Origin of the sequence: Paenibacillus sp. Lou8.1 (genome assembly GCF_024213565.1) — a bacterium.
Lineage (GTDB): Bacteria > Bacillota > Bacilli > Paenibacillales > Paenibacillaceae > Paenibacillus > Paenibacillus polymyxa_B.
On record NZ_JANAVN010000009.1, the window covers coordinates 139048 to 152366 of the forward strand.

Consider the following 13319-nt stretch of genomic DNA (forward strand, 5'->3'; position numbering starts at 1 on the left):
TTCGGTTTGAAGCTTTTCTTGCTTCGTTTATAACTCAAAGGAGAAATGATATTTATTGAAAAAGAAAACATTTTTTTCATCAGCCTTATCTTTTTGTTTGTTAGGGGCTGTTGTTGTGCCGAGTGTGATCTGTGCAAGTTCAGATGCGTCTGATTCTGCAAATACATCCAGTATTGCGATCAAAAATGCTGGTAAAACAACTACTGGTGACCATGTAATCACTCCGCAAAGAGCAAGAGATGTTTTTAATGACACGTTCGAAAATGAGAAGAACCCAGTATCACGCTTTGTGTTAGATCCTGGATACGGGCATCTTAAAATTATGGTAAAAAATACAGGTGATTCAACAATGACTTTTAGCCTGGTGCATACAGACAGTAATAAACAATATATTGTTAAGACTGTTGGCGCTCATAAAAGTTTGACCTGGGATAGTGTAAATTCTTTTTCACAAGGGCTGCGCTCTGGAAATTATGAAATACAGTGGAGAGCTGGCGGCGATATTGTGCATGTCACAGCATGGGGTGTGTCAGGAACTGATTCTGCCAAAGTAACGCCTCAAAGGGGTATAGGTGTTATTGATGTCAGATTAACCGGAGGTGCTACCGCAGCAACTGGCTTTGTTATCCCTAAGGGGCATGGACATGTCAAACTCAGTATAAAGAACTATTCGGACCATCCTGTCAAAGTTAGTTTGACACATGAAGGTTCAAACAAAGAATACATCAGTGCTTTACCAATCGCTCCTCATGACACAGTTATTTGGAGAAGCACAGATGAAGGCTACTCATCTGGTATGCGTTCTGGATATTATACATTTCAATGGCGGGGTGCCGATTATAAAGTAGATGGACATGTTTGGGGAGTCGTTGGTTCACAACCTGGGGATGTCCAATAGCTTCTGAATTAATTTTTATACTGTAAACGAAGCAAGGGGAGCTTCAGACCTTCATATGGTCTGGAGCTTTTCTTCTTTTTTTTCAAGGTCACATCATTTACATTCGTGGGGGTGGTGATTGTGTAGCATGGCGAGAGAACGGAGCCCTGAACGGGACAAAGCAAAACAGATGTGGCTGGAGAGCGGCGGAGCGATGAAGCTAAAAGACATCGCCGCTGCTCTTTCTATTCCTGAGGGAAGGGTACGCAAATGGAAGTCTATGGACCGCTGGCAGGATCAATTGAAAGGGAACGTTTTTGATTCCTCCAATGGGAACGTTCCAAATGGAACGAAAGGGAACGCTCCTAATCCAAGGGGAGCGCCAAAGGGAAACAAAAATGCTGTTGGCAATCGCGGCGGTGCTCCCCCAGGTAACCAAAACGCCAAGGGGAATAGTGGTGGGCCGGGCGGTCCCTATCGTAACAAGAAGGCCCTCAAGACAGGGATGTATGAAACTATCTTTCTGGATGCCTTAGAGGAGGACGAACAAGAGCTGTTTGATCAGATTGATACTTCTCCTTTGGCACAGCTCAACGAACAGCTTATTATGCTGTCTATCCAAGAGCGACGGCACATGCGCCGGGTTAAGCAGCTTGAGGCTGGTCTGACCGACGAGGAAAAGAAGATCAAGCAGGAGCTGCACCAGCGTAAGGATAAGGTTCCCTATACTAGCCCGAAGACAGGTAAGCAAATAAATCTGTCTGTTGAAACCGAAGGGATGAAGGTCACGGAAATTACGACCGTCACTACCTCCAAGCTGGACAAGATTTTGAAACAGGAAGAGGCGTTGGTCAAAACCCGTGATAAAAAGCTTCGGGTTATTAACCTTATAGCCAGCTTGCAGCAGGAGGAAGAAAAGCTGGAGATAGCCCGCGAACGGCTGGAGCTTGAGAAACGTAAGTTGTTAGGCTATGGCGGCGCGGAAGGGGATGAAGGGGATGAAGGGGATGAAGGCGATGAAGACGATGAGGAAGATGACGACGAATGGTAATTACTCTTGCTAAAGAGCATCGAAAAAGAGCCAAGCGGCGGTTAAGGGATCGGCCTGAAAAGTTAGACGAGCTAAAAGGAATTCTAGCCGACTTTGGACAATTCTGCTGGCGTATGCTCAAGATCAAGACGAAGAGCGGGCGCATTATGCCGCTGACACTCAATGATGCTCAACGGACATTTGTCCGTGAAGTATTTAGGCAGATCGAAGCTGGTAAGCCTGTCCGGATTATCATCCTTAAAGCCCGGCAGATGGGTTTTTCCACTGTCACGGAAGCACTTATCTATTATTTCACCTCACTCCAAGAGGCTAAGAACGCATTTATCGTTGCTCAGTCTTCTGATGCTTCTAGCAACTTGTACGATATGTTCCAGTTCTATTATGAAAAGGTGCCGGCAATCATCAAGCCAATGAGCCGAAAGAACAATGCTAAGAAACTCACCTTCGAGAATCCAACGATTCGGACAGCGGACCGCCGTAAGAATCCGGGGCTCAAATCGAAGATCACTGTACAGACTGCGGAAAGCCGGGTGCTTGCCCGTTCGGACACCATCCACTACCTGCATGCTTCAGAAGTGGCGTTCTGGCCAGCCAAGAAGAAAAAGAAGCATCTACTGTCCCTGCTGGCAGCTCTGTCCAAGGAACCCGGTAGTTTGGGCGTGATCGAATCTACCGCCAACGGCATGGAAGAGTTCAAAAAAATGTGGGATGCAGCCGTTAAGGGCGAGAGTGATTTTACTCCGCTCTTTTTTGCGTGGTTTGAAATGCCTGATTATCGAAAGCCGGTGCCTCCAGGTTTTGAACTGACGGAAGAGGAACGAGAGCTGAAATCAAAATATGGTCTGGACGACGAACAATTGCAGTGGCGGCGGTATACCATTCGGAACGATTGCGGTGGCGATCCGCGGCAGTTTGACCAGGAGTATCCTTCTGAGCCAGACGATGCTTTCTTACTGTCCGGTGAGGGTATCTTTGACAACAAATTTATCAAGCAATTACGGGATGGAATCAGTATCATCGGCAATCACTACGAGATTGATTTTGTTAAAAACAGGATTATCACGACGCATGCTGGCGAGCTGGTTATGTATCGACAGCCAGAACAAGGTAAACGGTACGTGCTGGCTGCCGATACAGCCAAGGGTAAGGAAGACGGGGACTATGATGCTGCTTACGTCATTGAGGAGCGCACAGGGGAAATGTGCGCGGCTCTGCATGGCAAATGGGACACCGACTTGTATGGTAAAAAGCTGAACACGCTTGGTTTGTATTACAACACGGCACTATTGGCCGTGGAGAACAACAACACAGGGGAATCCGTCCTGAATACGTTGTTCAATACTTGCCACTATCCGCTGTTGTTCATGCACAAGAAGAGTTTGGGCTGGAACACCAACCAAGCAACGCGCCCAGTGATGATCAGCGACTTCAAGGAAGCGATCCGGGACCAGCTCTATGATATCTACTGTCCCGAACTGTACGGCGAGTGCATGACGTTAATAGACAAGAATGGCAGAGCTGAAGCAGACAGCGGCTGCAATGATGACCGGGTAATGGCATATTCCATTGCGTTGCAAGTGCGGCAGGTGGCTAGTAAGTGGTTCGATTGGTACGCAAAGAAACAGAAAAAGCGGGAGGAATCCCGTGACGACTACAACGAGGGAGTGGGGTGGATTTAGATGAGTGAGGGACATGCACAATGGTTTCAGATCAGCAAGGCGGAGAGCGAACGACATATCCCATCCAGCGCTCAATTGCCGGATTTATTTGACGATCTGTACGATCTTCACGGCCTGTTACCCTTCGCACTCGGGAATGATCCTGCTTCCTGCAAGTTGCTAGTGAAGAACAGCAATATCATTCCACAGTGCATTGAGGCGTATAAGCGCAACATTGCGGGTTATGGTATCGCCTTGGAGTATTTGCCGGGCGAGAGCGATGAAACTGCACTGGACGAATGGAACAAGGCTGAGAAGTTCCTTGAAACCTGCAATCTGGAGGATACCCCGGACGAAATCATCAGCCAGTTGATTGACGATTTGGAAAGTACGGGGATGGCTCATGTCGAGGTAGCTTGGCCTGTAGGTTCGGAGTTCCCGACTATCTTCCGGATGAACCCGAAATATATCCGCTGTACGAAGGAAAGTACGAAGGCGATTATCAAGCGCAAACGTCGAATCAGCTCTACGAAACAAGTGGAAGAATTTTCACAGGAGCTTTACACCCGGCGATATGCGATGAAACGTAATACTTCCGTCGTATGGTTTCGCTTATTTGGTACGGAGGCAGAGGAAGGTAGGGAGGAAAATCAAATTATCCCACTTCGTATCGGTCATGACGGTCCCTATGGGGAGCCTCGCTGGTTTGGCAATGCGCCTGGTGTGGTCGGCAGCCGGGAAGCTGAGGAATTGAATGTGAATTACTTTAGCAACGGACGGATGCTGTCCATGCTCTTGACTGTTACCAACGGTAAGCTGACACAGCAGTCAATGGAGTTGCTTAAAAAGGTGAAAGGTTCTGATTCTCAGGGCGGGATTTTGTATCTTGAAGCCAAAGGGGAAGAGACAGGCGGCCCGATGGACGAAAAGGTTGAAAAAGTGCAGATCAAGTTGGACAAGCTCAATGACCTGTTACAACAAGACGCGCTCTTTCTGGAGTATGGAAAGGAAAAGAAATCCGATATTCTGTCTGCCTTCCGGCTGCCACCAATCTTGGTCGGTCAAAGCTCAGATTACAACAGAGCGACCGCCGATGCAGCTCTACGCTTTGCAGAAGAACAGGTTTTTGAGCCATACCGCAAATGGATTATGGCAGAGATATTTAATAAACGCCTGTTCCCGGCTATGGATATATTCCGAGTACGGGCTGTTTTGCGGGGACCGAAGATCATAGACCCTGCGGATCGCAAGGCTATGTTGGACTTTATCGCTGACCGGGGCATTATGCTGGTGCGGGATCTGATTCCGATTGCTGAGGATGTACTCGGCACAACGATTGATGAGACCAAGTTCAGCGAGGAATATCTGGATACGCCGATTGCGCAGCTCGCAGCCAGTCAGCCAGCACTGCTTGAGCCAGAGCCTGACACAGACACAGACGACATGCAGAATCGTATCGCTACAATTGCCAAACGCTTGTTAAAACAGGCTGACAAGGAGGCCGCTTTGCATGTGTGAGTCCTGTTGGGCGCTGATCGCCAAAGCTGACGACGATGAATTTCTGGATAGCCTTGAGCTGAGCTATGTTGATCGTAAGGTGCTAGAAGAACTGTACAAGCAGGGCGAAGATCGCATAACCGAGATTCTGGAGCTTCAAGGTCAAGCCCTTCATGATGCCATTTCAGAACTAAGTGAAGAAGCCCTGGGTGATATCGGGGAACTGGGTAAGGTGCTTATTGCATTGCACACTACGGATGTGTTCGCGGAGCTATTCGAGCAGGCGGTGCAGGAAGCATTTGAACCATTGTTTCACTTGGCCGGTGAAACGGAGCTGTCCGCGTTGGACAAGGAAAAGGTCTGGAGCACCAGCAATAAGGCTGCTGGCCGTTTCACGAAGAAGCTCAAGAAGCTGGTTCCCGACATGAACAAAGCTTCTACGGATGTGTTGTTGCGTAGCTTCGGCAAAGCCATTGAGGAAGGAGTTACACCTTCGGAGCGGGCTTTGCTTGTGCAGGAAGTCAGTGCGCAAGCTGCCAGCGGGGACGATGGCCCATTTAGTATGAAGCGTGCGCAGCGGGTATCACGTACCATGAGCACCGCAGCGGCCAACGGCGGCAAGCTGGAGGGCTGGAAGAAATCCGAAATTGCTAAGGGCAAGAAATGGCGTTCTGCTGGCGGTACCCGTACCCGGAAGACTCATAGCAAGGCAAACGGTCAGGTTGTTGCGCTAGACAAGCCCTTTAAGGTTGGCAAAAGCAAGTTGATGTACCCCGGAGATCCTGCTGGTACCCCCGAGGAAATAGTGAACTGCCGCTGCACCATGCAGTTAATTCTAGATTAGTTATAAGACTTGAATACTCTGAAGAAAATCGTACTGTAACCATACGCTATAACCATGGGGAGTAGATAAGATATGTAAGTCCAACCAATGTTCCAACCATTAAAGTACAGCACTCTTCCCGATTCTTTTGCTATCCATTCTACAATGGTCAGTACGAAAGCTGTTACAAATACGGCAATCCATGGATGTGCTCGATGCTTCTTAATGTAGTAAATCATGAGACATCCAGCCATAGGGAAAAGACCTAAGTCAAAAGGAAGTGCTGAAAAAGAATGGTTATTAAATTCCGGAAGAAGGCGCCAAAAGTAATTGAAACCGATATTGTTTGCAACGGAAGAAGTCGCGACGCCAAGTGGGAAAAAAATTAGAATTAATTTTAGGTTTTTTCTTAATATCCAGCATCCCAAAACAATAGGGATTACTAAACCTAACACAACATTCAATAACATGAGATCTCTCCTTTGCAGGTTATCCTTATTGTTAACTGAAATAAATCTTGTAAACGTGTTGAAAGGAGGTGAAAGAGAATATGACCTTTAAATTGAAAGATGCAAAGATTACACATATTTCGCTGGTTGATAAAGGAGCCAACGGCGTTCCGTTTGCAATCATCAAAGTTGCCGGGAAAAATGCCATCCAGAAGCAAGTACAGATTACGAAGGTTGACGATGCCAAAAGGGTTGTAATCGGCGTGGTATACCAGCCGGACGTGGCTGACGCTCATGGGGATCAGATGGATGCGGAGGAAATTGAGAAGGCCGCCCATCTCTTCATGGAGAAACAGCATACTTACAACATCGACAAGCAACATGACTTAGACACGGACAAAGGCTATGTAGTCGAATCCTATATTGCTCCTTGTGACATGGAGATCGGTGAACAAACTATTATTAAAGGCTCCTGGGTGGCCGGGGTAAAGGTAACGGATGAGGATACTTGGGATGATATTCAGAAAGGCGAGATTACTGGCTTCTCGATGTGGGGTGTCGGTAAGCGGGAAGAGATCGAGGAAGACGGGGAGGTATCTAAAGGGCTCTTGAGTAAAATCGTTAAGGCGCTTGGTGCAATGGGATTGATTGAGAAAGGCGCAGTCGCTGACAAATACAATAAGAACCGTAAGAATCGCGAATTTTGGGCTGCTCAGGATGCCTTGAATGCGGTTCTTTTTCGTTGGGATAGTTGGGAGAGTGGCATGGAGAGCGACCCTGAAGTAATTCGGGAAGCCCTTCAGGACTTTGTGGACATCGCTCAGGAAGTGCTCGTTCAAGAGGATATTGTAAAGGCAATCGGTAGCCCACCTGAACAGATTGCTAAAGCAGGGAAAAAGATTTCTGCCGGCAACCTGAAGCACATTGATGATGCTATTGCTGCACTGGTCGAATTAAAAACAAAAACCGACCCTGAAAAAGATGAGGGGTCCGAGGAGGAAGACGATTTGAACGCTGAAGATATTGCAAAGGCTGTACAGGCTGCCGTGGCTCCAATCGCCAAGCAAGTAGAAACCCTGTCGACGCAAGTTACTGAATTGAAGAAACAAGAAGGGGCAGAGCCTGAACAGCCAGCGGGAACACAACCACCTGCTGAACCTCAAGCAAACGCGCTGACTGATGCGATTACTAAGGCACTGGCGCCGTTGACCGAGCAAGTTCAAGCGTTGGCTACTGATGTACAAGTTGTAAAGAACAGCCGTGGTGGTTCCGCTCAAGGTGGCTCTGGAGAAGACGAAATTCAAAAATCTGGCGGCGTAAGCTTCGGCGGCCTTCTGTAATCGAAAGGGGAGATAAACATGAGAACAAACGGACAAATCATCAAATCCACTATTACGAGCACGTTGGATCAAACCGCTCTGAATTACCAACAGGTAGATAAATTTACCGAAATGGCTTACGAATCGACTGAGTTTCTAAAGGGAATTCGTACGATCACACGTATCGCTTCTAAGGGGACAATCGACAAAATTGGTGTTACTGGCCGTAACTTGCGCAGCAAAAAGGAAAATATTATGGCTGACAATACGCCTACTCCAACATTACCGCAAGTTCCGTATGCCGTAGAGCCAGTTGTTTTGCCATTCGAAATCACCGAGGAATTTATCCGTCAAACTGCTCGTGTACGTGGTCAGAACGGTGAGGATATTATTATGGCAGCCATGACCAAAAACTATGGTGAAAATATGCAGGATATTGGGTTTAACGGGGATACTGCTACGCCGAATACTGACCCGGATTATGCTTTCCTAAGTATGAATAACGGTTGGTTGAAGCATGCGAAGACCAAAGGCAATTACATTGATTGGACCACGTTGAAGGACCCTCAGAAAAAGGGTGTACTGTTTGAACTGGAACGTGCGATTCCAACTCGTCTGCGTACTGGTGGTGTATTTAAGTATTTCATGCATCCGAATACCTTTTCTAAGCGGCTTCAGGCTTTGGCTGAGAAGGACACCAGTGCATCCATCCAATTGCAGATTACGGGCGGCGTGAAGAAGGTGAACAGCTATGAGGTTGAGGAAGTAGCCCATATGCCAGAGGGAGCTATCATCTTTACGTACCAACAGAACTTTGTCTTGGTCAATACGTACGATATGCAGATTCGTAAGACGACCGAGGGCAGAGAAGCCATTCTCGCGGACAAGCGTTTCTACGCTATCCATTCCGATTACGATTCTATCTTCGAAGAGCCAGGAGCGGTGGCATACGTCGAAGGGGTGGAATTTTAATGGCCTATATCACATATCGAGGAGAAAACACTTCTTTGATGCTTTATGGTATCCGCTTTGTACCAAAGGTGCCGGTACTGGTTGATAATGAATCTGTCATTAAAAATTTTCGTGAACGCTCGGATTTTGATATCAAGGAAGAAAAGGTTATTCCGCTGGAAGACCTTACGTTGATCCAGCTTAAAGATAAGGCTAAGGCTGCCGGGATTAAGGGATTTAGCAACATGAATACACAGGATCTGATCACTGCGCTACGCGGTGGAGGTAAACCTACCGACAATACGCCACCTGCAGGTGATCCGGCGAAACCTGAAGGGGCTGACGGTAAAAATGCTGACGCCAACAATACTCCAACAGCGTAGTCGAGTAACCCCTATCCAAGAGGCACCGGCAGAGCTACTACAACAATACATTGACGACGCGCAAGTGCGTATTGAACTTTATCTGCCCATTCCCTTCCCCGATCCGGTAGACAAGCAGATTATGCTTGCCTGGGTCAAGTTGGCTGAGGGACTAGCCCTACAAGACAGTGAGGAATATCTTGCATCTGTGGCGCGTAATTACGCGTCCGAGAGTGATGGAGCTTGGACGTACACCCGGCAGGCTGTAGAAGGCAAGACAACGGGTAATCCCGATGTGGACGCTATCCTGTTTCTGTGGGTGAAAAAGCAACAGGCGGGACCGGACGATGGAAACATCACGGCATATTTGTTATGAACCATCGTTTTCACACGCCACTGTCTGTGTATCGGACAGAGAGCAAAAGGGATGATGACGACCTGTTCGATGATCGGAAATCCGGTAAAGTTGCTGATCTGAAATGCGTTGTCGTGAAAACACAGACGGAAGCGAAAGCAGATTCTAAGCCGGTAATGTACATCGTCAAAAAGACGATAGGTATTCCGAAACAGGCTGACGTTAAACTCAGCGACGAAGTGGTGCTGCTAGGCCGCCGATACCTGGTGATCGACTCCATTCCGCGTCGTTACTGGCGCGAGCTGCTTGTAACATGTGAGGTGAAGGGAAATGACCGTGCATGATTTTGATGGGCTGGCCCGACGTTTTAGGCGCATTGCAGATGAGGGGATGGAACGCATTTTACGTAACATCGCAGAGGCAGCCGGGGAAACGCTGCTCAACCTGATCATTGATGAAATCGACCGACAGGATCTGATCGACACCGGGGCCATGTGGCAGTCCTTTTCCCGTGGCGACGATAACAACGTATGGGAATGGGATGTAGACCGCAACGCGATCACGCTGGAGCTTGGTTCCAACCTGCCTTATGCACAATTGGTCAATGATGGTTACACCATTGAGAAAAAACATTTTGTGCCGGGTTACTGGAATGGTGGTGGCTCTTTCGTGTATGATCCATCTGCCAAAACCGGGTTTATGGCAAAGCCCCGCAGTTTCATCGGTCGGCACTATTTCGATATTGCCGTGGAGCACCTTGAGGGCGGGATGAACCAACTCATTATGCGCCGCCTGGAAATTGAACTGGAAAGGATGTTGCGCTGATGATGGATGTGGGAGTAAAAGCCTGGGCTGAGATTGTGCGGCGGGTGTATCCTGATCTGTCTATTCTGCGAGATCGTTCTAAATGGCTGGCTGGTGACTTTAAGCTGCCAGCAGTTTTTATTGAGACCGATATAGTTTCGGATAAGGTTCACACGCCGAGGGCTGACAGGATAATTGAGGATGTGGGCCTAGTATTCCACTATGACAAGGAACGAGTTACTGAAGAGGACGAGGGGGAGCCTATACCGCTTGATCTTGACCCGTTGTTCCTCTACTTGCGGCAGCAACGGTTTAACGTAGCATCCAAGCGTTTTGGGGTTGTGCTGGTCATTGAGCCGCCACGAACCCGAAAAAAGGCCGATCAAGTAGAGGTTACCTTTAGGTACTCGTATTTACTCAGTGTACCGAAGTCACTGGTCAATGACGATGGCAGCCCAATTCAGAAGATTAACAATTTTTATATTGAGCACGAGGGAAAGGAGCTTGATGCATGACTGACGATTTAAACAAACGGAATAAGCGAGAATGGATAGAGAGCGCAGCGGTCTTGAAGGCAGAGCCTTACGAGATTGCGGGCGCTCTTTTTGATTGCTCTACTGATGCCTTACTTTCGCGTGCCGAAGTAGCGCAGAGACTGGATGCTTATTTGCATCCGGTCAGGGAAGCTCCCGCTGCTGTACCTGTTAAACCACAAGTACCACAAGTGAAAAAAGCAAAGGAGGAAACGCTAAATGACAATTCAGAGGGATAGGGCCAGCGCGTACATCTCACTGCTAGTAAAGGCGCGTTCTCGGGTTGTTCCCACAACAGGCCGCGTTTTGATACCATATCAGGCCGAATGGGGCGCACCGAACCAGGCTGTTGATATGGCCGATGATTCGGAGCGCCTGAAGGAGTCCGGCAAGCTAGTTGATGTACTGGAGCTTGCTGCCGAAAGCGGGGCGACTGTTATCGGCTACCGGGTTACAAACGGCGAAGAAAAGGCTGCATCGGTAGCTGTTGCTGACAGTTACACCTTAGAAGCGCGTTATCCAGGCACACGAGGCAACGATTTTGAATATATGGTGCGTCCCGCACTTATAGATGAAACCAAAAAGGAAATTGTTATACGCGACACCAAAGGCGTGTATGACACAGAAACGTATCTGGTTGCAGACAAGGCCGCTGCTGTGGAAGCTCTTAAAAAATCGGCTATGGTTCGTTTTAAAGATATTGGAGCTACTGCCCTTGCAGACGTGGCTTACACCAAACTGGATGGCGGCACAACCGGTATGGCCACACTGGCGGCAGCCGACTGGAATCGCATCTTCAACCGGGTGTACGGCCTGACGTTTGATACTATTTACCTTTCCGCAACTGATCCGGCTGTACAAGCTTCCGCCAAACAATGGCTGTTGGATCGCCGTGATAAGGGCCACAAGCTGGCGACGTTGGTTATTGCTGGCCTTGCGTCTACGGACGGCGATATCGAGGCCCACAACGCTCGTAGTCGCGCCATGAATGCCCGTTATGTAATTAACTGCTCTCTTGCTGGCGATCACACCAACGGCAAGACCTACACATCCGTCGAATGGGCGGCATGGGTGGCTGGGTTGGTTGCGGGTACACCTGCCAATAAGTCATTTACAGGTGTCAAAGTTCCGATGACGCAGGCAAAAGTGGACTGGAGTCATAGTGAAGTGTTGAAAGGACTCGCAGAAGGAACGCTGATGGCCACGCGAGATGGGTACGACTACGTTATCGAGCAGGCCATCAACACACTGACCACGCTCGGACCAAATGAGCGTGAGGACTTTGGTAAAATTCGTGTTTCGGCCACAATTGACCAAGTAATGAATGATATCTATGATGCGGGCAAGCGTTGGAAGGCCAAGCTGGATAACGACAAAGAAGGTCGTGGCATGTTTGTTGCTGCGGTCTTGGAGTACCTCAAAATCCGTGCCCAGCAAAAGGCCATTGCGGACAAATTTAGCTTTGCTGAAAACCCTAACAAGACAAGCGAGAATGATTACGCCTATTTTGTACTTGCCGCTAAACCATTGGATGCTATCGAGATTTTCTATATTGATTGGGAGGTGGAATAATAGATGGAACGCGAACTTATTGGACGTAATTTGTCCTTACAGGATGACAACGGTGAGGATATTCACACTGTCAAAGAGGTTGAGGTCAAGCTCACTACGGAAACATTGGATATTGTCAGAGCACGCCGTATGACTAAAACAAAGCAATTGACGGGTTATGAAATCCCAGTCAAAATCGTCATGTCAAAACTGGAATCCAGGCTGCGTTACCGTTTGCTGGAGGATTTTAAAGCGGGTAAGACCATGTTTTTGGCACGCATTACAGGCGGTCTTGAAGACCGAATCACTGGCAACACGGAGAAAGTGTTGATTACTGGTGTCCACATCCACGGAGAAATGGACATCCTGATTGCCAAAATCGACGATAACAACGGGATCGATATTACTTTGGAGGGCACGGCGACGGACTTCGATTTTGTCGAAAAGTTCCCGGATTATATGTGGGAGTAAGGGCGATTATTCGCTCTCTTTTTGTTTCTTAAAAAATACAACCAATTTGGAGGAAATAACAATGAGCAACCAACAAAACCACGATAGATTGCAGAAATACCTAGCTAAAGCTAAGGAAGACAGTAAGGACGATACTATCCCAGTACTGGCTGATGGTGAGAGTTGGTCTGTAAAGCGTCTTACCACGCTGGATACACGTCGGTCATATGAATTGGCATTTGATGACGATGGTAAACCGAAGTCGCCTTATTTTAACGAAATCGACGTGATGATCGTCAAGGCCACAGAGCACGAATTTGACTGGAATAACAAAGACTTGCTGAAAGCATATGGTGCGACCAGCAAGTTTGAACTGCCACCGCGCATGTTGGATGACGTGGACGATTATGCTGCACTCAGCAAGGCTGTGCGTAATTTCAAAGAGACTCAGGATTCTCTTCTCAATGATGCAAAAAACTCATCCGGCGAGACGGAGAAGCGAGCTGGATAGCTCATTTTTGGGTTAACCAAAAAAAATTGCCCGCCGAAGTCTTGCCGTATGAAGTAGATGAACAGCGTCAGTATTATTTTTGCCTCGCTGCCAGCATGATTGCAGAGGAAGAAATGGCACGCTTGAAT

The 13319-nt window shown here is 48.0% G+C and carries 17 protein-coding genes; 16 read left to right on the forward strand and 1 reads right to left on the reverse strand.

Annotation, left to right across the window (positions count from 1 at the left end):
* Positions 1–55 precede the first annotated feature (55 nt).
* The 5 genes from NLX78_RS14585 to NLX78_RS14605 all read left to right on the forward strand — a co-directional run bounded on the left by NLX78_RS14585 (position 56) and on the right by NLX78_RS14605 (position 5927).
* Positions 56–898 carry a hypothetical protein gene (locus NLX78_RS14585; RefSeq protein WP_013372021.1) on the forward strand — a complete coding sequence of 281 codons (843 nt, stop codon included), beginning with the start codon at positions 56–58 and terminating at the stop codon, positions 896–898.
* Between the two features lie 127 nt (positions 899–1025).
* Entirely contained in the window at positions 1026–1928 is a 903-nt protein-coding gene (locus NLX78_RS14590; RefSeq protein ID WP_254350784.1) for a phage terminase small subunit-related protein, read from the forward strand.
* Positions 1922–3607, forward strand: a complete 1686-nt coding sequence (locus NLX78_RS14595; RefSeq protein WP_254350785.1) for a terminase large subunit — start codon at positions 1922–1924, stop codon at positions 3605–3607. The genes NLX78_RS14590 and NLX78_RS14595 overlap by 7 nt, the downstream gene beginning before the upstream one ends.
* Positions 3608–5104: a phage portal protein gene (locus tag NLX78_RS14600; protein WP_254350786.1), complete on the forward strand. Its 1497-nt coding sequence runs from the start codon at positions 3608–3610 to the stop codon at positions 5102–5104.
* A complete protein-coding gene (locus tag NLX78_RS14605; protein ID WP_254350787.1) occupies positions 5097–5927 on the forward strand; it encodes a phage minor head protein in 831 nt (276 codons plus the stop codon). Before NLX78_RS14600 ends, NLX78_RS14605 begins: the two co-directional genes overlap by 8 nt.
* Here the strand turns inward: NLX78_RS14605 and NLX78_RS14610 are convergent.
* On the reverse strand, positions 5924–6376 hold the full coding sequence (locus NLX78_RS14610) for a CBO0543 family protein (protein ID WP_254350788.1): 453 nt from the start codon (positions 6374–6376) through the stop codon (positions 5924–5926). The two genes, NLX78_RS14605 and NLX78_RS14610, sit on opposite strands and share 4 nt — an antisense overlap.
* A 92-nt stretch (positions 6377–6468) precedes the next feature.
* Here NLX78_RS14610 and NLX78_RS14615 point away from each other — a divergent pair, with 92 nt between their 5' ends.
* The 11 genes from NLX78_RS14615 (at position 6469) to NLX78_RS14665 (ending at position 13191) form a co-directional block, all read left to right on the forward strand.
* Positions 6469–7695, forward strand: coding sequence for an XkdF-like putative serine protease domain-containing protein (locus NLX78_RS14615; protein WP_254350789.1), 1227 nt, complete (start codon positions 6469–6471; stop codon positions 7693–7695).
* Positions 7696–7713: 18 nt separating this feature from the next.
* On the forward strand, positions 7714–8646 hold the full coding sequence (locus NLX78_RS14620; RefSeq protein ID WP_110455521.1) for a phage major capsid protein, P2 family: 933 nt from the start codon (positions 7714–7716) through the stop codon (positions 8644–8646).
* Positions 8646–9008, forward strand: a complete 363-nt coding sequence (locus tag NLX78_RS14625) for a Rho termination factor N-terminal domain-containing protein (protein ID WP_254350068.1) — start codon at positions 8646–8648, stop codon at positions 9006–9008. The genes NLX78_RS14620 and NLX78_RS14625 overlap by 1 nt, the downstream gene beginning before the upstream one ends.
* A complete protein-coding gene (locus tag NLX78_RS14630) occupies positions 8977–9363 on the forward strand; it encodes a DUF3199 family protein (RefSeq protein WP_254350790.1) in 387 nt (128 codons plus the stop codon). The genes NLX78_RS14625 and NLX78_RS14630 overlap by 32 nt, the downstream gene beginning before the upstream one ends.
* Positions 9360–9686, forward strand: a complete 327-nt coding sequence (locus NLX78_RS14635) for a hypothetical protein (protein WP_254350791.1) — start codon at positions 9360–9362, stop codon at positions 9684–9686. Before NLX78_RS14630 ends, NLX78_RS14635 begins: the two co-directional genes overlap by 4 nt.
* Positions 9673–10167 carry an HK97 gp10 family phage protein gene (locus NLX78_RS14640; RefSeq protein WP_058830639.1) on the forward strand — a complete coding sequence of 165 codons (495 nt, stop codon included), beginning with the start codon at positions 9673–9675 and terminating at the stop codon, positions 10165–10167. Before NLX78_RS14635 ends, NLX78_RS14640 begins: the two co-directional genes overlap by 14 nt.
* A complete protein-coding gene (locus NLX78_RS14645; protein ID WP_254350792.1) occupies positions 10167–10661 on the forward strand; it encodes a hypothetical protein in 495 nt (164 codons plus the stop codon). Before NLX78_RS14640 ends, NLX78_RS14645 begins: the two co-directional genes overlap by 1 nt.
* Positions 10658–10918, forward strand: a complete 261-nt coding sequence (locus tag NLX78_RS14650; protein WP_075153657.1) for a hypothetical protein — start codon at positions 10658–10660, stop codon at positions 10916–10918. The genes NLX78_RS14645 and NLX78_RS14650 overlap by 4 nt, the downstream gene beginning before the upstream one ends.
* Positions 10899–12251 (forward strand): phage tail sheath subtilisin-like domain-containing protein, encoded by a 1353-nt coding sequence (locus NLX78_RS14655; RefSeq protein WP_254350793.1) that lies wholly within the window; start codon positions 10899–10901, stop codon positions 12249–12251. The genes NLX78_RS14650 and NLX78_RS14655 overlap by 20 nt, the downstream gene beginning before the upstream one ends.
* A 3-nt stretch (positions 12252–12254) precedes the next feature.
* Positions 12255–12701, forward strand: coding sequence for a phage tail tube protein (locus NLX78_RS14660; RefSeq protein ID WP_013372007.1), 447 nt, complete (start codon positions 12255–12257; stop codon positions 12699–12701).
* 88 nt (positions 12702–12789) lie between these two features.
* Positions 12790–13191, forward strand: coding sequence for a hypothetical protein (locus NLX78_RS14665; protein ID WP_254350794.1), 402 nt, complete (start codon positions 12790–12792; stop codon positions 13189–13191).
* Positions 13192–13319 lie beyond the last annotated feature (128 nt).

Coding starts and splice junctions, on each gene's coding strand:
- NLX78_RS14660 (WP_013372007.1), top strand. CDS start 12,255: ATGGAACGCGAACTTATTGGACGTAATTTGTCCTTACAGGATGACAAC.
- NLX78_RS14625 (WP_254350068.1), top strand. CDS start 8,646: ATGGCCTATATCACATATCGAGGAGAAAACACTTCTTTGATGCTTTAT.
- NLX78_RS14630 (WP_254350790.1), top strand. CDS start 8,977: ATGCTGACGCCAACAATACTCCAACAGCGTAGTCGAGTAACCCCTATC.
- NLX78_RS14635 (WP_254350791.1), top strand. CDS start 9,360: ATGAACCATCGTTTTCACACGCCACTGTCTGTGTATCGGACAGAGAGC.
- NLX78_RS14590 (WP_254350784.1), top strand. CDS start 1,026: ATGGCGAGAGAACGGAGCCCTGAACGGGACAAAGCAAAACAGATGTGG.
- NLX78_RS14610 (WP_254350788.1), bottom strand. CDS start 6,376: ATGTTATTGAATGTTGTGTTAGGTTTAGTAATCCCTATTGTTTTGGGA.
- NLX78_RS14655 (WP_254350793.1), top strand. CDS start 10,899: ATGACAATTCAGAGGGATAGGGCCAGCGCGTACATCTCACTGCTAGTA.
- NLX78_RS14620 (WP_110455521.1), top strand. CDS start 7,714: ATGAGAACAAACGGACAAATCATCAAATCCACTATTACGAGCACGTTG.
- NLX78_RS14595 (WP_254350785.1), top strand. CDS start 1,922: ATGGTAATTACTCTTGCTAAAGAGCATCGAAAAAGAGCCAAGCGGCGG.
- NLX78_RS14605 (WP_254350787.1), top strand. CDS start 5,097: ATGTGTGAGTCCTGTTGGGCGCTGATCGCCAAAGCTGACGACGATGAA.
- NLX78_RS14640 (WP_058830639.1), top strand. CDS start 9,673: ATGACCGTGCATGATTTTGATGGGCTGGCCCGACGTTTTAGGCGCATT.
- NLX78_RS14600 (WP_254350786.1), top strand. CDS start 3,608: ATGAGTGAGGGACATGCACAATGGTTTCAGATCAGCAAGGCGGAGAGC.
- NLX78_RS14650 (WP_075153657.1), top strand. CDS start 10,658: ATGACTGACGATTTAAACAAACGGAATAAGCGAGAATGGATAGAGAGC.
- NLX78_RS14645 (WP_254350792.1), top strand. CDS start 10,167: ATGATGGATGTGGGAGTAAAAGCCTGGGCTGAGATTGTGCGGCGGGTG.